Raw genomic sequence first — 17,098 nt, 5'->3', positions numbered from 1 at the left:
AGAGGCGATCATGACGGCGGGGACGGATCTTCGACCGACGCGGGCGCAGTCCGCACCGGAGCGAACGGTACGGGTCGAGCCGAAGAAACACTGGTGGCGACGCCCCTGGACAGCGCCGCTGGGCTTGGTGGTGGTCGCTTTCCTGGCGTATTCGCTGCCGCCTTATCTGGCGTTCGATCCGGCGCGGTCGCGCGTCCCGTCGACCTTCCCGGCGCACTACCTGTTTCTGGTAGGGCACGTGCTCTTCGGCTCGATCGCGATGGTGACCGCGGTGCTGCAGGTCTGGCCGTCGATCCGGCGGAAGCATCCAGTGCTGCACCGTTATTCCGGCCGTGCCTACGTGTTCGCCGGGGTGCTGCCGTCCGGCCTGCTGGCGTTGACGGTCGGCGCGGCGACTCCGTACGGGCCGGTGACCCGGGCCAGCGACGTGCTGCTCGCGGTGCTGTGGCTCGGCACGACGTGGGCGGGCTTCCGCGCCGCTCGCGAACGCCGGTTCGGCGATCATCGGCGCTGGATGATCCGCAGCTTCGCGTTGACGATGTCGATCATCCTGAACCGGCTGATCGGCCCGGTCGCGGCGATCTTCCTGGAGCCGCGGCTCGCCACGACGTTCGGCGGCAGCGAGATCGCGCTGGGGCAGTCAATCGCCGCGCTCGGAGCGTGGGTGAGCTGGACGGTCGCGCTGATCGCGGCGCAGCTGTGGCTGGACCGGAAGCCGAAGCGCCGCGCGAGCGTTCAGTAGTTCGCTGTCCGTACGCCGGCTCATCCGCGCCGCTGCAGCGACCGCGCGATGATCGTCCGCTGGATCTCGGACGCACCCTCGTAAATGCGCGGCGCACGGACCTCCCGGTACAGATGCTCCAGCAAATGCCCGCGCCGCAGTGCGCGGGCGCCGTGCAATTGCACTGCTTGATCCACCACGTATTGCGCGGTCTCAGTCGCGAACAACTTGGCCATTGCCGCGCGACCAGCCAGGTTCTGCTCGCCGGCGTCATATGCTGCCGCGGCCGCGTACACCAGCAGACGGCTGGCTTCCGTCCGCGTCGCCATTTCGGCCAGCGTGTGTGCGACCGTCTGCTGCTTCACCAACGGACCGCCGAATGCCTCGCGCGAAGCCGTGTACTCCACCGTCGCGTCGAGAGCGGCTTGTGCCATCCCGACCGCGAACGCGCCGACGCTTGGCCGGAACAGGTCCAAAGTCCGCATGGCTACCGCGAAACCGCGGTTTTCTTCCCCGAGGAGTTCGTCGCGACGCACCCGGACGCCGTCGAACACTACTGTGCCGATGGGGTGTGGGCTCACCAGGTCCAGGTGCTCGCCGCTGAGTCCGGCGCGGTCGCCGGGGACGACGAAGGCGCTGACGCCGCGCGCACCGGCATCCGGCGTCGTGCGGGCGAAAACCGTGTAGAAGTCGGCTTCCGGGGCGTTCGAGATCCACATCTTCGTGCCGGTGAGCCGCCAGCCGTCCCCGTCTGGTTCGGCGGTCAGGCGCAGCGCGGCGGCGTCGGATCCGGCCTCCGGTTCGGTCAGTGCGAAGGCGGCGACGGCGTCGCCGGCGGCGACGGCCGGGAGCCAGCGCTGGACCTGTTCGTCCAAACCGGACTGGAGGACGGGGTAGCTGCCCAAGCCCTGCAACGCCAACGCGGTTTCGGCTTCGGTGCTTTGGGTGGCGAGGGCTTCTCGCAACAGGCACAGGTCGGTCGCGGCGGCTTGCCGGGTCGGCTGTCCGCTTTCGACCCCGGGGAAGAGCCGGGCGAGCAAACCGTGCGAGCCCATGGCTTTGAGCAGCGGACGGTTTACCTCGCCTTCCGCGCCGGCGGCGGCCAATCCGACGAGCTGTTCGGCGGCGATTTTCCGGACGGAAGCGGCGTAGGAGGTCTGTTCCGGAGTGAAGGCGAAAGCGTTCATCGGGCGTCCTCCGGTCGCCAGCGGGCATGGGCGGTCTGGTGTCCGCCGGTGCGGACCAGGTCCAGCCGGGGCTCCGGGCCGTCGGAGCGCCCGGTCTGCGGCGGGCGTTTGCCCGCGGCCCACTGTTTCGGCCACGCCACCGGGTAATCCTGCGCGGCGGCCGCGTGCAGGGTCCATTGTGGATCGAACAGGTGAGTGCGGCCGAGTGCGCACAGGTCGGCCCGGCCCGCCAGGATGAGCGAGTTCACGTCGTCGTAAGAGGAAATCGCGCCGACGGCGATCACCGCGGTGCCGTAGCGGCGGCCGACCTCGTTGCGGATCCGGTCGGCGTACGGCGTTTGGTAGCTGCGGCCGAACTTCGGCTTCTCCTCGCTGACCACCTGGCCGGTCGACACGTCGATCGCGCCCGCGCCGTGTTCGGCGAACGCCTGCGCGATGGCCACGGCTTCGTCGGCGTCGTTGCCGCCCTCGAACCAGTCGGTGGCGGAGATCCGGACGGTCAGCGGACGGTTGGCCGGCCACACCGCGCGGACCGCGTCGAAGACTTCCAACGGGAAACGCAGCCGGTTTTCCGGGGAGCCGCCATAGGCATCGGTGCGGTGGTTGGTCAACGGAGACAGGAAGGACGACAGCAGATAGCCGTGTGCGCAGTGCAGTTCCAGCAGGTCGAACCCGGCGCGCGCGGCGGCCTCCGCGGCCGCCACGAACTGGTCCCGGATCTCGCCCAGCTCGGCGACAGTGAGTTCGCGCGGCGTCTGGTTCTTCGGCGAGTACGGCAGCGCGGACGGTGCGCAGACCTCCCAGTTGCCTTCCGGCAGCGGGTCGTCGATGCCTTCCCACATCAGTTTCGTGGAGCCCTTGCGGCCGGAATGCCCCAGCTGCAAACCGATCTTCGCCGGGGTTTCCCGGTGCACGAAGTCAACGATCCGCTTCCACGCGGCTTCCTGCTCGGAGGTGTAGAGCCCGGGGCAACCCGGCGTGATCCGGCCTTCGGCGGACACGCAGATCATCTCGGTCATCACCATTCCGGCCCCGCCGAGCGCCTTGCTGCCCAAGTGCACCAGGTGGAATTCGCCGGGCACGCCGTCGACCGCGGAGTACATGTCCATCGGCGACACGATGATCCGGTTCGGCAATTCCAGCGAGCCGATGCGCACCGGCTGGAACATCGGCGGCGCGACGGAAGTGCCGAGCGAATCGGCGAACCACTGATCCAGCGAGGCGGCGAATTCCTTGTCCCGCAGCTTCAGGTTGTCGTAGGTGACCCGACGGCTGCGGGTCAGCAGGTTGAACGCGAACTGCTCGGGTTCCTGATGCGTGTACTGCGCCAGGTTCTCGAACCACTCCAGGCTCGCCTGCGCCGCCCGCTGCGTGGACGCGACGACCGGACGACGCTCTTGTTCATATGCGGCAAGGGCTTCCGGAACGCTCGGCTGTTCGTGCAGACACGCGGCGAGCGCGAGCGCGTCCTCCATCGCGAGCTTCGTGCCGGAGCCGATCGAGAAATGCGCGGTGTGCGCCGCGTCGCCGAGCAGCACGACGTTGTCGTGTACCCAGTTTTCGCAGCGCACCGTGCCGAAGGTGGTCCATTTGGAGTTGTTGGCCAGCAACTGGTGTCCGTCGAAAATGTCGCCGCACAGTTCGCGGATCAGCTCGATCGACTTCTCGTCGCTTTCGCCCGGACCGAGGCCGGTGGCGGCGATCGGGCCGAACGCGCGCTGCCACACGTCTTCGTGCATCTCCAGGATGAACGTGCTGCCGTCGCGGCCGTACGGGTAGCCGTGGACCTGCATGATGCCGTGCGGCGTTTCGAGCACGTAGAACTTGAACGCGTCGAACACGAGGTCGGTGCCGAGCCAGATGTAGCGGCACTGCCGGGTCTCCACCGACGGCCGGAACGATTCGGCGAACGCGGTGCGCACCGCGGAATTCACGCCGTCGGCCGCGACGACGAGATCGGCAGAAGCGGCCAGTTCGGCGGCGTCCGGCGCGAGAGTGCGGAATCGGACATCAATACCCATTTCGCGGCACCGCTGCTGCAGGATCGCGAGCAGCCGTTTCCGGCTCATCGCGGCGAAGCCGTGCCCGCCCGAGGTCGACACCGTGCCGCGGTAGTGCACGTCGATGTCGTCCCAGCGCGCGAACTCCCGGCTCATCGCCTCGTGCACGGCCGGGTCGGCGTGCTCGATGCCGCCGAGCGTCTCGTCGGAGAAGACCACGCCGAAGCCGAACGTGTCATCCGGCGCGTTGCGCTCCCAGACCGTGATCTCGTGGTCCGGGCCGAGTTGCTTCGCGAGCACGGCGAAGTAGAGGCCCGCAGGCCCGCCGCCGACTACTGAAATCCGCACGCGGCCCAGGATATGTCGCTTGTCCTACGGTCGTCAAGAAGACGATAGATGGGTTACGCTCCCGGCATGGAGCGGATCAATCCCCCCGGACTGGGCAAGCCCTCGGGGTTCTCGCACGCGGTGGCGGCGCAGGGCCGGCTGGTGTTCCTCGCCGGGCAGACGGCGCTGGACGCGGACAACCGGATCGTCGGCGACGGTGTCGTGGAGCAGTTCGAGCGCGCGCTCGGCAACCTGCTCACCGCGTTGCGCGCGGCGGGCGGCGAACCCGCGGACTTGTGCAGCCTGACCGTCTACATCGTCGACATGGACGACTACAAAGCTCACGCGCGCGAGATCGGCCGGGTGTGGAAGCGGCTGGTGGGCGCGGAGTACCCGGCGATGGCGGGCATCGGCGTGAACCGGTTGTGGGACGTCGAGGCGCTGGTGGAAGTGCAGGGCTACGCGGTGGTCAACCGCTGAGCGCCTGCCGCAGGTGCGTGCGCGCGGCGTCCTCGAGCCGGTCGTGCAGCGTGAAGAACACCTCGGCGGCGCGGATGCCGGACCAGCCCTCGGGCAGCAATTCCGCGGGCAGGCACGGGTCGAGATACGGCATCCGCCGCCAGCCGGTGAGCACGCGCAGGTAATCGGCGAACGCTTCGTCGGTGGGCGTCGTGCGGCGGCGCTGCCACCGGCGCAGCGCCGGCTCGTGCTCTTCGAGGAACGCCGTGTACAGCTCGTCCAGCTGGTCCAGGTCCCACCACTCGCGCACCTTCTCGCGCGGGTCGCCGAAGGCGAGGTGCTCGGCGCGGAAGACATCGGCGTACTCGGCGAGTCCGAGCCGTTCCAGCGTGCCGACAGTGGCCTCGTACAGGTGCGCGGGCGCGATCCAGACGCCCGAGGACGCGGTGCCGAATCCAAGCCGCGACAACTGCGTCCGCAGCACGTGCCGCTTGTGCCGTTCGGCTTCCGGTACCGAAAACACCGCGAGCAGCCAGCCGTCGGCGAGCTTCGCGCGGTCGCGGCGGAAGATGCGCTCGTCGCCCTCGCGCAGCAAATCCAGCGCGGTACCGGACAATTCGTACCCGGCGGCTCCGTCGCGGCGCACCGCGTCGAGCACGCCGCGCCGTTTGAGCCGGGAGATCGACGACCGCACGGCGGGCTCGTCGACCCCGACCGCGGCGAGCAGATCGATCAGCGAGGCGACCGAAAGCCATTCGCCGCCCGCCTGGTGGTGCACGCCGTAGACGGACACGATGAGGTGCCGGGGCTGCGCCGCGCGCCCGCCGTCGGCGTCGGCTGCTTCCGGTACGGCCGTCACCCGGTCACCATACCGTGCCGTTCGCGGCCAATCCGGCCAAAGCCACGGCGGGGGACGCGGACCGGCTCCGCCTGCTTCTGGTCGGACAGTAACCGACGAGGGGTAGCATTTCCGGCGCGATGGCGTTTGTGAGCACTGCACCTCTGGTGAGCCGGCTGACCCGCCGCGGACGGCTGATGGCGAAACGCACCTGCGACCGCCGGGGACACGCCTTCGCGCTCGGCCGGTTCCTTTTCCGCACGCCCACCGCGTGGGAGTACGCGGCGGCGGTCGCGGGCGGCAGCGATCCGGCCGCGCAACGCTGGCTCGGCTGGCTCCCGGAGTCCGTGGTGGCCGAACCGATGCGCGGCGAGGCGCTGCGGGTGATTCCCGGAACCGGACCGGACTGGACCACCCCGGATCCGCATTCGGTGGACGTCGTCGCGATCGATCTCGCGGCCGGCCGCTGCGCCGGTCTCGTGAGCGTGCACGCGGGCGAGGACGGCGGCCCGGAAACCGGCGGCTATCTCGCGCCGGGCTATCGCGGGCAAGGCTTCGGCCGCGATCTGTTCGCCGCTGGTCTCGTGCTGGCACACGAACATCTCGGGCTTTCGCGGGTGCGCGCGGGCGCGGAGGTCGGCAACGTCGCGAGCGGCCGTTCGCTCGAGGCCGCCGGATTGCGCCGGGTGCCGGGACCGCCGCGGTACACGCTGCCGGACGGGCGCGGCTGCGAGGCTTGGTGGTACCAGCACGACGCGGCGTGGCCCCGGAAATGCGCGGGACCGCAGGCGCAGTGGCTAGTCGCCTCGTGAGTGGCTACGCCGGTTAGAACCGGCCGGAACACTCACGAGCCATACTCCTCAAACGCCTTCAACGTCTTGATCACCAGCGCCCGCTCGCTCGGGCTCAACGGGGTCAGCGCTTCCTGCCACGCCTTCGCGCCGCGCGCGAGCCAGGCGTCGACCGCCGGGCGCTTCTCCGGATGGATGCTCACGATGGTGCGCCGCCGGTCGTCCGGGTCCTCGGTGCGTTCCAGCACGCCTTGCCGGGACAGGTCGCCGATCATCAGACTCGCTGTGGTCGGCGCGATTTCGAGCCGTCCGGCGAGTTCGTTGACCGTCATCGGACCGTCGAACAGCAGATAAGCCAGCAGGGACAAATGCCGCGGCGCGAGCGCGACGCCGTCGAGTTCCGGAGGCGGCGGCGTCCGCTTCGCGCGCCCGACGAGGCGAGGCATCAGCAGCAGCAGCTCGCGGACCCCGTCCTCGACGGTCGGGCCGGATTCGGTGGCCATGCCGCGACAGTACCTGCGAGTGTGTTGACAGCCCGATTCGCGCGCTCCTAGGTTCGTTGTTACATCATCAATCACGGGAGTCTTCCGATGTCGGACTGGAACCAGCAGATCATCGACGAGTTCCGCGCGAACGCGGGCAAGGTCGGCGGCATGTTCGAGGGCAGGAACATGCTGCTGCTCACGCACACCGGCGCGAAAAGCGGCAAGCAGCGGGTCAACCCGCTGGTGTACACCACTGACGGCGACCGGATCGTGATCGCCGCGTCCAAGGGCGGCGCGGACACGAACCCGGACTGGTACCACAACCTCGTCGCGAACCCGTCGGTCACGGTCGAGATCGGCACCGACAAGTTCCCGGCGACGGCGAAGCTCGTGTCCGACCGCGCCGAGCGCGACCGGCTGTACGCCAAGATGGTCGAGCACGCGGAGGGTTTCGCCGAGTACGAGAAGAAGACCGAGCGCGTGATCCCGGTCTTCGTTCTCGAACGCTGACTCAGTCCAGCGGCTGCCCGTAGACGAAGCTCCGCAACCGTCCAGTCGACATCGGATCCAGCGGAGCGAACAGCTTGGCGTGCGCGGCCCGCACGGTCGCCGCGTCCGGCTCGATCATCGACAGCGCGCGCACGGTGTAGCGCGAATCGGCGGTGAAATCCGGTGCTGACGAATGCCGGTACGCGCCGCCGAGCAGGTCGATGATCAGCACGGTCGGAATCGGGGCATCCGGGCCGGCGTGGTCGAGCACAGTGTTCAGCACGTCGTCCCGGAGTCCCGGGAGCACCCGGTTGTCGCCGAGGTACGAGTGCGGGTTCGGCGGTTCCGCGGCGATCTGGCCGGAGTCGGTGAACGGCATCGTGGTCAGGGTGTCCTGCAGCGGGCCGAGCGCGCGCAGCGGCGCGACGAGGTCATCGCCGTCCGGGCCGAGAGAGGCCACCCGGATGTGCGCGATGTGCTTGCCCCGCAACGGTTCCGGCACCATCGGCAAGTCGGGGTAAGGCACCATCGCGACCGAGGTGCCGACAGTGTCCGGCAGGTCGGCGGTCCAGTCGCGCCAGGTGCGCAGGACGTCCGGGATCTTGGCGGTGTCGAAGTACAGCCCGCCGCCGTACAGCGTGGTCACCGGGACGAGGTCGAATTCCAGCGCGGTCACGATCCCGGTGTCGATCGGGCCGGTGGTGAGCGTGCCGTCGGGCCGGACGACTTCGGCTGAGCGCACGCGGTCCGAGGCGAGGCCGAAGTGCCGGCCGAGGAGGCCGAAACCGCCGCCGAGGGTGTAGCCGACCACGCCGACGCCCGGGGCCGAACCGCTCAGCGGCGCGAGCCCGTGTTCCGCGGCGGCGGTGATGACGCTGCCCCAGGTGGTCCCGGCTTCGACGCGGGCCACGGCGCGGTCCGGATCGATGGTCACACCGGTCATCCGCTTGGTCGAGATCAGCACGCCCTCGTGCGGCGTGCGCAGCCCGTGCCCGGTGGCCTGCACGGAAACCGGCAGGTCGCGCTCGGCCGCGAGCCGGACCGCGGCGGCGACGTCGTCCGCGCTGGTGGCGGCGACGACCAGCGGCGGGGTGGAGGTGATGCCGGTCTGGAACCCGGCGATCTCTTCGCGGTAACCGGATTGGTCAGGGGTGAACGTCTGCATGCCTTCAGCGTGCTAGCCGATTGGCGATAAGTCCAAGAGATACTACTTCCGGCAGTTAGAATTGCTGATTATGGAACTGCACCAGCTCGAGTACTTCGTCGCCGTCGCGGAGGAAGCCAACTTCACGCGTGCGGCGGCCCGGATGCACGTCGCGCAACCCGGGGTCAGTGCGCAGATCCGGCGGCTGGAACGCGAGCTGGGCCAGCCGCTGTTCGATCGGTCCGGTCGCGCGGTACGGCTCACTGACGTCGGCGAAGCCGCGCTGCCGCACGCTCGAGCCGCCCTCGCGGCAGTCGCGGCGGTGCGCGAGACGGTCGCGGAGCACGAGGGGCTGGTGCGCGGCCAGGTGGCGATGGGGATGGTGACTTCCGCCGGACCGGTGGCGCTGCCGGAGTTCCTGGCCGGGTTCGCGGAGCGCTACCCGGGAGTGGAGATCACGCTCAGCGAAGCGAATTCCGACCAGATGGTCGAGGCGCTGCGCGAAGGACGGCTGGATGTCGCGGTGATCGGTCTGGCCGACGGCGTGCCCGCTGGGTTGACCACTCAGGTCGTGCTCGACGAGGAGCTGGTCGCCGTCACCGCGCGGAACGACGAGTTCGCCGGCCGTGCCTCGCTGACCCTGGCCGAACTGGCCGGACGGTCGCTGATCTGCCTGCCGAAGGGCACCGGGATGCGCGGCGTGCTGGACCGCGGATTCGCCGCGGCCGGGCTGCACTCGCGCGTCACGATCGAGGCGAGCGATCCGAACGTGCTGGCCAAGCTCGCGATCCGCGGCCTCGGCGTGGCGCTGGTCCCGGTATCGCTGGCTCGCTACTACGCCGCGGAGTTGCACACCCTGCGGCTGCGGCCGGAACTGCGCGGACAGCTGGCGCTGGCGTGGCGGTCCGCCGGCCCGGCCGGACCGGCGGCGCGCGCGCTCATCGAGTTCGCCCGGTCGGTGCTTTAGCGAGCGGCGAAGGATACCGACGCCGCTTCGGCTTCGGCAAGGAATTCGGGGCGGAATTCCCGAATCGACGACCTGGCGCTCCCGAACATATCCGCCGACATGGGCCGTTCAGGTTGTCTTTCCGGTTATTCGCGGAAATTCGTCGTATTGTCGGCGGCGGCCGCGAGGGCGGTCGAAGTTCCGGAGAAGACGGAGGTATTTCCGTGAAGCTCGTTCGTCTCGTGCGCAAGGCCCTTCCGGGCAAGAGCCTGAAGTCTTACGCCTGGTACGGCTGGATCTGACAGTCCCGCTAGCCGGTACCGGCCGGTTCCGGAAATCCCGGAACCGGCCGCTTCTTCTCTTCCAAGATGGGGTGCGCGGTGCCAATTCCCGCTGAACGGAACAAAGTGCGGCAGGTGGTATTCGCGCCGCGTCTTCAAGAACTGTTCGACCGTTATCGGGGGAACTCCTGCTTTCGGCTGGAACCGGACACCGTCGGCGTCGCCGGGGCCGAGCTGATGGACGCGCTGCTGCGCAGCCGGCCCGCGAACGCCGAGGAACGGCCGACCTTCAAGCCGGTGCGCGGCCGGGCCGTCACCCGGCCGGAATCGGCGGCCCTGATGCGGGCGGTCGGCGCGGACGTGCGCGCCGCGCTGAAGAAGCCGCTCGACGACGTCGACCTCACCGGGACCTGGCCCGCCGTACCGCACAATTACCTGCGGGACCTGGTGTTCGGCCGTGAGCAGCGGCGGTTCCGGGTTCTGGTCGACCGTCGGCTGGAGCTGACGCCGAAGATCACCTGGGCCGCGGTCGCCGCCGGAGCCGCGCTGTGGGGCCGGCCCGCGCCGGAAGTCGCTCTGTCCACTTTGGCGCGCATGGTGCTGGAGGCGGACAGCTACGAGCAGCGCCGCTTCGCGATGTACCTCTACCGGCGCGTGGCCGGGCCGATCTGCTTCACCGTCGCCGCGCTGGTCACGAACGCCTTGTGGCTGAGTTCGCCGCTGGACGACGACGTGCCCAGCGAGTACGTGCTCAACGAGGCGCTGCGCCTCCTGCCGCCATCGTGGAACATCCTGCGGGTGCGTTCGCCGGAGTTCGCCGAGGTGGACGCCCGGATCGGCCCGGGAGACGACGTCCTGCTGCTGCCGCTGCTCAGCCATCGCGACCCCGGACTGTGGGACGCGCCCGGCGAGTTCCGGCCGAGCCGCTGGGCCGCGCTCGACCCGGACACCCACCCCGGCTACCTCCCGTTCGGGCACGTCAGTGAACGCTGCTGGGGACGGCACCTGGTGCTGCCGCTGGCGGAACGCGTTCTCGACCTGGTCCGGCGCGACGGTCTGGTCGTGGATCCGGCGCAGACGCGGGCCCGGGTGCACCTGGACGGGCTGCTGGAGGTCGCGGACGTGCGGGTCGGGCGAGCTTGAAGGCTCTTGACAAGGCGTCAACGGAGGCGTTCCCCTGGACGGATGCTCCAGGACGGCGTGCTCGGCGTCAGCCTGCTCGCGGGCGGCGCGAACGTGATCATGCAGCTGGGCCGGCCCCAGGTCGGGTACGGCGTGCTGGAAAGCCGGGTCGATTCGGGGAATCTGTTCAAACATCCACTGAAACGCACGCGCACCACCGTCACCTATCTCGCGGTCGCTGTTCTGGGCACGGACGCGGATCGGGCGGCGTACCGGCGGGCGGTGAACGCGGTGCACGCGCAGGTGGTCTCGACCGAGGCGAGTCCGGTGCGGTACCGCGCCTTCGACCGGGAGCTGCAGCTGTGGGTCGCCGCTTGTCTGTGCCATGGCATCGAGGACGTGCATCGTGCGTTCCTCGGCCGGCCGGCTCCGCAATCGTGGTACGCCGAGGCCGCGGTGCTCGGCACGACGCTGCAGGTGCGTCCGGAAGACTGGCCGGAGGACTTCGCCGCGTACTGGGCGGACGGGCTGGCCAAGGTGGACATCGACGACCGGCTCCGCGCATACCTCACCGCCATCGCGAACCTGGAATTCCTGCCGCGGCCGTTCTCGTTCCTCTTCGGACGGTTTCACCGGTTCGTGACGACCGGTTTCCTGCCCGAGGTGTTCCGCGAGCAGATGCGGCTGCCGTGGTCGGCCGCGCACCAGCGCAGGTTCGATCGGCTGATGCGCGCGATCGGCCGAATGGTCGAACCGCTTCCGGTGCGCGTGCGGCGATTCCCCTACGACGCTTGTCTCGCGGACTTCCGGCGCCGGTTGCGGAAGGGAAAACCGCTCGTCTAAGCGGTTGACCGGAATGCGCTGGTCGGCAAGGGTTGCGGCATGGCCAAAGCGGATGAGGTGCGCGAAGGGGTTTCCCTGACCAACCTCGACCAGGAGCTGTTCGTCGACGCCGGGGTGACGAAGCGCGATCTCATCGACTACTTCGACGCCGTCTCGGACCGGCTGCTGCCGGTGCTGCGCGACCGCCCGCTGTCGGTGATGCGAGTGCTGCGCGGGCAGGACGCGTTCATGCAGAAGAACCTGCCGAAGTACACGCCGGAGTGGGTGCCGCGGGCGAAACTGTGGGCGGAGAGTTCACAGCGGACCGTCACTTACGGCCTGTGCAACGACCGCCGGACGCTGCTGTGGTTCGGCAATCAGCGAGCGGTCGAATTGCATCCCGCGCTGACCCGGGTGAATCCGATCGGCCAGACCGATCTGATCATGGACCTCGACCCGCCCGAGGGCGCGGACTTCCGCGTCGCGGTGGCGGCGGCGCGGCTGGTGCGGCAGGCGCTGGCCGACGTCGGGCTCGCCGGTGCATTGAAGACCAGCGGGTCCAAGGGAGTGCACGTGTTCGTGCCGCTGGTCCCCGGACTGTCCTTTGCGGACGTCGCGGCGGCGACCCGCGCGGTCGGGGCGCGGGCGGAACGGATCGATCCGCAGCTGGCGACCACCGCGTTCATCCGGGAAGACCGGCACGGCAAGGTGTTTCTCGATTCGACCCGGGCGGGCGGGGCGACCGTGGCGGCCGTGTACAGCCCGCGAATCCGGCCGGGCGCACCGGTGTCGTTTCCGGTGCGCTGGGCGGACGCCGACGACGTCAAGCCGGCGGATTTCACCGTGAAGAGCGCGGTGGAGCTGCTGGGCAGCGCTGATCCGTGGGCGGAGGAATTGCCGGAACCGCAGGAACTCCCGGCGGATCTGGTGGCTGAGGGGCACACGATCCCGGTCGCCCGGGTCGCGGCGATGCACGAGGGCAAACGCCGGGCCCGGGCGCGACGGGAGTCAGGGGAGAGCGAGTAAATCCTGGTGGTGCACGGTGACTTCGGTGATCTGCCGGTCGTCGGGCGCGGTGAGGTCCGGCTGCTGTTCTCGCGCGGCGGCGACGAATCCGCGGTACCAGGTGTCGATGAGTTCGCGGTGTTCTGGACCGAGCCGCCACGGCGACGGTCTGCTGTGGACAGTCCAGCCGTGGCGGTCGAATTCGGCCGCGGTGAACGCGACGGCGTCTGGGCCGAGCTTTCCGTCTCGGCGTTGGTGGTCGTTGAAGGCGGCGTTGAGGGCTTCGTCGGTGCGGTTCGGCGGCGAGATCTGGACCGAGCCGGTCACGGACAACGTGAACAGTGCCGGGCTTCGCGCGTCCACACAGGACCGCACCACGCGCTGGATCTCCTCCTGGGTAAGGAGATCCAGCAAAGCGGAAGCCGTCACGAGGGACGTGCCGCGGAAATCCAGCCGGGTCACGTCAGCTTGTTCCGTCTCGACGTTGATCCCCGGGGGAAGACTGCGTTCCGCGATCTCCAGCAGCCGCGGGTCCTGGTCGTGCAGAATCCACCGTTGCGGTTTCGGAAGGCGTCCGCTCAGCCACCGCCCCATCGCACCGGTGCCGCAGCCGAGATCTCGGACGACCGCCGGACGGGGCGGCAGCAAGGCGACCAGATCGGCGGCCCGGGCCGCCGTGTCGGCCGGTTCCCGCAGCCGCAGCCATTCCGGCGCGTACCCGGAGGGGTCCACTGTGGTCACAAGGAGCGCTCGTATCCGGCCGACGCGGCGTGGGATTCGTGCAGGGTGACCGAAAGCTGGGCCAGCCCGCGCGCGTTCTCGCCGAGGTCGCCGGCATGGATCCGGTCCGCGAGCCGGTCGGCGATCACCTTGGCGAGGTATTCCGTCGACGTGTTGATCCCCGCGAAATCGGGTTCGTCGTCCAGGTTGCGGTAGTTCAGGTCCGCGAGCACCGCGCCGAGCTGCTGGGTGGCGAGCCCGATGTCGACGACGATGTTGTCCGAGTCCAATTCGGGTCGCCGGAACGTCGCGTCGACCACGAACGTCGCGCCGTGCAAGCGTTGCGCCGGGCCGAAAACCTCGCCGCGGAAACTGTGGGCGACCATGATGTGATCGCGCACGGTGACACTGAACAACGCGTTTCTCCTTTACGAGTAGGTGATCCGATGGGCCAGTCCGCGCAAAGTTCCGTCCGCTAATCGGGCCGCGACGTCCGGCAGTTCGGCGAAGGTCGATTCGCTGGTGATCAGGGCGTCGAACGCCGGGTCCGCGAGCAGCCGCAACGCCAGTGCCATCCGGTCGCCGTAGCCGCGCCGGGCGGCGCGAGCCGGCGAGACGGTGCCGACCTGGCTGCCGCGGACCGTGAGCCGTCGCGAATGGAAGTTCTCGCCGAGCGGCACCGACACCTGGCGGTCGCCGTACCAGCTCAGCTCGACCACCGTGCCCTCGTGGCCGAGCAGTTCCAGCGAGCGGGTGAGCCCGGCGTCGGTCGCGCTGGCGTGCACCACGAGGTCGAGGCCGCCGGTCGCCGTTTCCGGGGTGGCGTACCGGATGCCGAACGCGTCCGCGACCTGCGCGCGGTCCGGGTCGGGGTCGACGAGCTGGACGTCCGCGCCGGGGAACCGGGACAGCAGCCGTGCGACACCGCAGCCGACCATCCCCGCGCCGACCACCGCGATCCGGTCGCCGACCAGCGGTGCCGCGTCCCAGAGCGCGTTCACCGCGGTCTCGACGGTCCCGGCGAGCACCGCCCTCGCTGCGGGAACGTCGTCTGGCACCACCGTGACCGCCGACGCGGGCACGACGTACTCGGTCTGATGTGGATAGAGGCAGAACACCGTGCGACCGGTCAGTTCCGGCGGTCCGGAAAGGACCTCGCCGACGTTCAGGTAGCCGTACTTGACCGGCCACGGAAAGTCGCCCTCTTGATACGGCGCGCGCATGGCCTCGTGCTGGCTCGCCGGGACCCCGCCGCGCAGCACCAGGCTTTCCGTGCCGCGGCTCAACGCCGAGAATCTCGTTCGGACCAGCACTTCGCCGTCTCGCGGAGCAGCCACCTCCGCCGATCGGAGCTCCCCGCCCGCGGCCGAAGTGAACCAGAAGGCCTGCGCCGCCCGTGTCAAGGTTGTCCTCCGTTGCTGCCGGATCGAGGAGAAATGGCTGTCTCCACCTGTACACGAACCCCGGCCGAGCTGGGTTCAACCGTCGTCCAGCAGGCCCCCGCGCTGCTGGCGCAACTCGCGCTGCTGACCCTGCTGGCGGTGACGACCGGCCTCGGCCCGGCCGGGTGGGCGGTGGGCGTGGCCTACCTGCTCGGCCTGCTGGTGCTGCTCACCCAGGGCGCCTGGCGGATCCGGGTGTACCGGCTGGGCCCCGCCGACCAGGTGACCCTCGCCCGAGCGGCGTTGATCGGCACCGTGACCGCCCTGGTCGCCGACCGCCTGGACGGGCACCCGCCGCTGACCTTGCTCGTCCCCCTGGCCGCGGTCGCCTTGGCCTTGGACGCGGTCGACGGCTACGTCGCCCGCCGCACCGGAACCGTCTCCGCGCTGGGTGCCCGGTTCGACATGGAAGCGGACGCCTTCCTGATCCTGGTGCTGAGCGTCCTGGTCGCGACGACGGTCGGCCTGTGGGTCCTGGCCGTCGGCCTGTTGCGCTACGCGTTCGTGGCCGCGGCCCGGCGATGGCCGTGGCTGCGCGCCCCGCTGCGCCCCAGCCGGGCCCGGAAGGCAGTGGCGGCCCTGCAGGGAGTCGCGCTGACCGCCGCCGCGGCGGGAGTCGCCCCGGCAATCCTGGCCGGGATCGCGGTCACGACGCTGAGCTGGTCCTTCGGCCGGGACGTGCGGTGGCTGTACCGGAACCGCGCCGCCTAGGTACTGCGAATTGATTCTTCCTCGCCGGGTTTCGGATCCGGAAAGCGTGGCTCCCGCACTGCCGTGGCCCTTGATTTCGCATTCCGGCACAGGGACCAGCCGTTTGCCCCGAACCGCACCGCCCCGGCGGGCTGCTGCGGGCGAAACGGCTGGTCCCGGGATGCGGTATCGGCCCCCCTCAGGCTGATCGCCAACCTCCCGGCGCTCACTCTAGCGGTGCCCGAATACGCCCGCTTAACCCGTCCGTGGGTAACCAGACCGCATTCCTTTTCGCGACATCTGGCACCGGGTCAATAGTGTCGGGAATTGCTCTCGAGCTGCGGATCCGTCGTGATTAGCGATCGCAAAAAGAAACCGTACGCGTATCCTGTTGCGTAGTTCAGCCCTTGGCGCTCAACTGCCACGACACGCCCCACCGGTCGTTCACCCAGGCGAACGGGCCGAAGCCGTAGTCGTCGAGCGGCATCAGCGTTCCGCCGCCCTCGCCGAGTGCTTCGTAGATCCGCTTCAGTTCGTCGGTCGAGTCGACGGTGACGAACAGCGAGGTGGACGGCGTGAAGTCGAAACCGTGCTGGACAAAGCTGTCGCTGCACCGCACCCGCTGCCCGGCGACGGTGAACTCGGCCATCACGATCGTCCCCTCCGGACCGGGCCCGTCGGCGCCGTAACGCTGCTCGGACAGCACGGAGTCGCCGGGGAACAGCGAGGTGTAGAAGGCCATCGCCTCGGCGGCGTCGCGCTTTTGGAACATCAGGAACGGGACGAGGTCGGTCATCGGACTGCCCTTTCGCGGGTTGGGGTCAGGTCCGAAGGTGGCATTGACAAGAAGTTTTGTCAAGGGTGTCGCCCGGCGCGGGTGAAGCTGAACGGCGGGCCTCGGCGAGAAGTCCGGGCAGGTCAGGCGGGACACTCAAGATCTCGAACGCGGCCGCCGTGGCGGACGTGGGCTCGCAGCCACCCGCGGCGGGAGCCGCGCAGCTCGGTTACGAGCGGGTGCGCATCGACGCCGACGGAGTGGCGCCGAGGACGCGCGCGGCGACCCAGGCCAGGCCGTCGGCGGTCTCGGCGGGGGTGCCCGACGGCTGCATGACGTGGCTGAGCACGGTGCGCACGACTAGGTCCATGACCACGGTGAGCTGGCCGTCGTCGAGCGGGGGTGCGTAGTCGCGGACCCGGCCGCGCAGGACGGCTTTCGCTTCGGCGAGCAGGGTGCCGGCGCGGGTGGTCAGCAGCGGCAGGAATTCGGTGTCGGTCCCGTGGGTCGCGGAGGCGATGGCGCGCAGCAGGATGTTGTCGTCGGCCAGTTCGAGCACCGAGCGGACGGCGTCGTAGATCGCCTCGACCAGGTCGTCCGGATGGCGGTCGAACGCGGTGCTCACGACCGCGAGGAACCGTTGCAGCTCGTGCGAGATCATCGCCTCGGCGAGGGCGGTTTTCGAGCCGATCTCGTTGTAGACGGTCTGCCTGCTCACCCCGACCAGGTCGGCCAGCCGGGCCATGGTGACCGCCGACCAGCCGGATTTCGCGGTGAGTTCGATGGCGGCGGTGATGATGGGCTGCCGGTACTGGCCGCCAGTGGGCACCGGAAGCACGCTCATGGCAGTCATT

General features: G+C 69.5%; 19 protein-coding genes. 9 read left to right on the top strand and 10 right to left on the bottom strand.

Going from position 1 to position 17,098, the window contains the following annotated elements:
- The first annotated feature begins 10 nt into the window (after window positions 1-10).
- Window positions 11-742: a DUF2306 domain-containing protein gene (locus L942_RS37730; RefSeq protein WP_200863051.1), complete on the top strand. Its 732-nt coding sequence runs from the start codon at window positions 11-13 to the stop codon at window positions 740-742.
- 20 nt (window positions 743-762) lie between these two features.
- Here the strand turns inward: L942_RS37730 and L942_RS37725 are convergent, their stop codons facing one another.
- Together L942_RS37725 and L942_RS37720 are read right to left on the bottom strand one after the other, a co-directional pair.
- Window positions 763-1,908, bottom strand: a complete 1,146-nt coding sequence (locus tag L942_RS37725) for an acyl-CoA dehydrogenase family protein (RefSeq protein WP_037369459.1) — start codon at window positions 1,906-1,908, stop codon at window positions 763-765.
- Entirely contained in the window at window positions 1,905-4,256 is a 2,352-nt protein-coding gene (locus L942_RS37720) for a bifunctional salicylyl-CoA 5-hydroxylase/oxidoreductase (RefSeq protein WP_037369458.1), read from the bottom strand. The genes L942_RS37725 and L942_RS37720 overlap by 4 nt, the downstream gene beginning before the upstream one ends.
- 66 nt (window positions 4,257-4,322) lie before the next feature.
- On the opposite strand from L942_RS37720, the gene L942_RS37715 reads away from it, so the two are divergent.
- Entirely contained in the window at window positions 4,323-4,715 is a 393-nt protein-coding gene (locus L942_RS37715) for a RidA family protein (RefSeq protein WP_037369690.1), read from the top strand.
- On the opposite strand, the gene L942_RS37710 is transcribed toward L942_RS37715, so the two are convergent.
- On the bottom strand, window positions 4,705-5,553 hold the full coding sequence (locus L942_RS37710) for a PaaX family transcriptional regulator (protein WP_037369457.1): 849 nt from the start codon (window positions 5,551-5,553) through the stop codon (window positions 4,705-4,707). The genes L942_RS37715 and L942_RS37710 overlap by 11 nt on opposite strands.
- A gap of 119 nt (window positions 5,554-5,672) precedes the next feature.
- Between L942_RS37710 and L942_RS37705 the strand changes: the two genes are divergently transcribed.
- Window positions 5,673-6,344 carry a GNAT family N-acetyltransferase gene (locus tag L942_RS37705; RefSeq protein ID WP_037369455.1) on the top strand — a complete coding sequence of 224 codons (672 nt, stop codon included), beginning with the start codon at window positions 5,673-5,675 and terminating at the stop codon, window positions 6,342-6,344.
- 32 nt (window positions 6,345-6,376) lie between these two features.
- Here L942_RS37705 and L942_RS37700 read toward each other — a convergent pair whose 3' ends face one another.
- Entirely contained in the window at window positions 6,377-6,826 is a 450-nt protein-coding gene (locus L942_RS37700) for a MarR family winged helix-turn-helix transcriptional regulator (protein WP_037369454.1), read from the bottom strand.
- 87 nt (window positions 6,827-6,913) lie between these two features.
- Here L942_RS37700 and L942_RS37695 point away from each other — a divergent pair, with 87 nt between their 5' ends.
- The gene (locus tag L942_RS37695; RefSeq protein ID WP_037369452.1) at window positions 6,914-7,318 is read left to right on the top strand and encodes a nitroreductase family deazaflavin-dependent oxidoreductase; all 405 of its coding nucleotides are present in this window, start codon (window positions 6,914-6,916) and stop codon (window positions 7,316-7,318) included.
- A 1-nt stretch (window position 7,319) separates the two neighbouring features.
- Here L942_RS37695 and L942_RS37690 read toward each other — a convergent pair whose 3' ends face one another.
- Window positions 7,320-8,462: an FAD-binding oxidoreductase gene (locus L942_RS37690; RefSeq protein WP_037369451.1), complete on the bottom strand. Its 1,143-nt coding sequence runs from the start codon at window positions 8,460-8,462 to the stop codon at window positions 7,320-7,322.
- Window positions 8,463-8,532: 70 nt separating this feature from the next.
- Here L942_RS37690 and L942_RS37685 point away from each other — a divergent pair, with 70 nt between their 5' ends.
- The 4 genes from L942_RS37685 (at window position 8,533) to L942_RS37670 (ending at window position 12,638) form a co-directional block, all read left to right on the top strand.
- Window positions 8,533-9,408, top strand: coding sequence for a LysR family transcriptional regulator (locus tag L942_RS37685; protein WP_037369449.1), 876 nt, complete (start codon window positions 8,533-8,535; stop codon window positions 9,406-9,408).
- Window positions 9,409-9,794: 386 nt separating this feature from the next.
- Window positions 9,795-10,811 (top strand): cytochrome P450, encoded by a 1,017-nt coding sequence (locus tag L942_RS37680; protein WP_200863050.1) that lies wholly within the window; start codon window positions 9,795-9,797, stop codon window positions 10,809-10,811.
- A gap of 42 nt (window positions 10,812-10,853) precedes the next feature.
- Window positions 10,854-11,633, top strand: coding sequence for an oxygenase MpaB family protein (locus L942_RS37675; protein WP_037369447.1), 780 nt, complete (start codon window positions 10,854-10,856; stop codon window positions 11,631-11,633).
- Window positions 11,634-11,672: 39 nt separating this feature from the next.
- The gene (locus L942_RS37670; RefSeq protein ID WP_037369446.1) at window positions 11,673-12,638 is read left to right on the top strand and encodes a DNA polymerase domain-containing protein; all 966 of its coding nucleotides are present in this window, start codon (window positions 11,673-11,675) and stop codon (window positions 12,636-12,638) included.
- Here L942_RS37670 and L942_RS37665 read toward each other — a convergent pair.
- From L942_RS37665 to L942_RS37655, 3 genes are read right to left on the bottom strand one after another with little or no spacing between them, the layout of a single operon-like run.
- Window positions 12,621-13,358: a class I SAM-dependent methyltransferase gene (locus tag L942_RS37665; protein ID WP_037369444.1), complete on the bottom strand. Its 738-nt coding sequence runs from the start codon at window positions 13,356-13,358 to the stop codon at window positions 12,621-12,623. The genes L942_RS37670 and L942_RS37665 overlap by 18 nt on opposite strands.
- Window positions 13,355-13,753: a 6-pyruvoyl trahydropterin synthase family protein gene (locus L942_RS37660; RefSeq protein WP_037369443.1), complete on the bottom strand. Its 399-nt coding sequence runs from the start codon at window positions 13,751-13,753 to the stop codon at window positions 13,355-13,357. The genes L942_RS37665 and L942_RS37660 overlap by 4 nt, the downstream gene beginning before the upstream one ends.
- Before the next feature lie 12 nt (window positions 13,754-13,765).
- The gene (locus L942_RS37655) at window positions 13,766-14,740 is read right to left on the bottom strand and encodes a zinc-dependent alcohol dehydrogenase (protein ID WP_037369439.1); all 975 of its coding nucleotides are present in this window, start codon (window positions 14,738-14,740) and stop codon (window positions 13,766-13,768) included.
- 33 nt (window positions 14,741-14,773) lie between these two features.
- Between L942_RS37655 and L942_RS37650 the strand changes: the two genes are divergently transcribed.
- Window positions 14,774-15,490 (top strand): CDP-alcohol phosphatidyltransferase family protein, encoded by a 717-nt coding sequence (locus L942_RS37650; RefSeq protein ID WP_051166521.1) that lies wholly within the window; start codon window positions 14,774-14,776, stop codon window positions 15,488-15,490.
- A gap of 379 nt (window positions 15,491-15,869) precedes the next feature.
- Here the strand turns inward: L942_RS37650 and L942_RS37645 are convergent, their stop codons facing one another.
- Together L942_RS37645 and L942_RS37640 are read right to left on the bottom strand one after the other, a co-directional pair.
- Entirely contained in the window at window positions 15,870-16,265 is a 396-nt protein-coding gene (locus L942_RS37645; RefSeq protein ID WP_037369436.1) for a VOC family protein, read from the bottom strand.
- A gap of 208 nt (window positions 16,266-16,473) precedes the next feature.
- Entirely contained in the window at window positions 16,474-17,097 is a 624-nt protein-coding gene (locus L942_RS37640) for a TetR/AcrR family transcriptional regulator (RefSeq protein WP_037369434.1), read from the bottom strand.
- Window position 17,098: the final 1 nt, after the last annotated feature.

Source organism: Amycolatopsis orientalis DSM 43388 (genome assembly GCF_000411975.1).
Taxonomy (GTDB): Bacteria; Actinomycetota; Actinomycetes; order Mycobacteriales; family Pseudonocardiaceae; genus Amycolatopsis; species Amycolatopsis orientalis_D.
Note: the sequence above shows the minus strand (reverse complement) of the source record. Positions and strands in the feature narration are given on the sequence as shown.

What these genes read in the sequence shown, in the direction of transcription:
- L942_RS37730 (WP_200863051.1), top strand. Translation starts at nt 11, where the DNA reads ATGACGGCGGGGACGGATCTTCGACCGACGCGGGCGCAGTCCGCACCG.
- L942_RS37725 (WP_037369459.1), bottom strand. Translation starts at nt 1,908, where the DNA reads ATGAACGCTTTCGCCTTCACTCCGGAACAGACCTCCTACGCCGCTTCC.
- L942_RS37715 (WP_037369690.1), top strand. Translation starts at nt 4,323, where the DNA reads ATGGAGCGGATCAATCCCCCCGGACTGGGCAAGCCCTCGGGGTTCTCG.
- L942_RS37705 (WP_037369455.1), top strand. Translation starts at nt 5,673, where the DNA reads ATGGCGTTTGTGAGCACTGCACCTCTGGTGAGCCGGCTGACCCGCCGC.
- L942_RS37700 (WP_037369454.1), bottom strand. Translation starts at nt 6,826, where the DNA reads ATGGCCACCGAATCCGGCCCGACCGTCGAGGACGGGGTCCGCGAGCTG.
- L942_RS37695 (WP_037369452.1), top strand. Translation starts at nt 6,914, where the DNA reads ATGTCGGACTGGAACCAGCAGATCATCGACGAGTTCCGCGCGAACGCG.
- L942_RS37690 (WP_037369451.1), bottom strand. Translation starts at nt 8,462, where the DNA reads ATGCAGACGTTCACCCCTGACCAATCCGGTTACCGCGAAGAGATCGCC.
- L942_RS37685 (WP_037369449.1), top strand. Translation starts at nt 8,533, where the DNA reads ATGGAACTGCACCAGCTCGAGTACTTCGTCGCCGTCGCGGAGGAAGCC.
- L942_RS37675 (WP_037369447.1), top strand. Translation starts at nt 10,854, where the DNA reads ATGCTCCAGGACGGCGTGCTCGGCGTCAGCCTGCTCGCGGGCGGCGCG.
- L942_RS37670 (WP_037369446.1), top strand. Translation starts at nt 11,673, where the DNA reads ATGGCCAAAGCGGATGAGGTGCGCGAAGGGGTTTCCCTGACCAACCTC.
- L942_RS37650 (WP_051166521.1), top strand. Translation starts at nt 14,774, where the DNA reads ATGGCTGTCTCCACCTGTACACGAACCCCGGCCGAGCTGGGTTCAACC.
- L942_RS37645 (WP_037369436.1), bottom strand. Translation starts at nt 16,265, where the DNA reads ATGACCGACCTCGTCCCGTTCCTGATGTTCCAAAAGCGCGACGCCGCC.
- L942_RS37640 (WP_037369434.1), bottom strand. Translation starts at nt 17,097, where the DNA reads ATGACTGCCATGAGCGTGCTTCCGGTGCCCACTGGCGGCCAGTACCGG.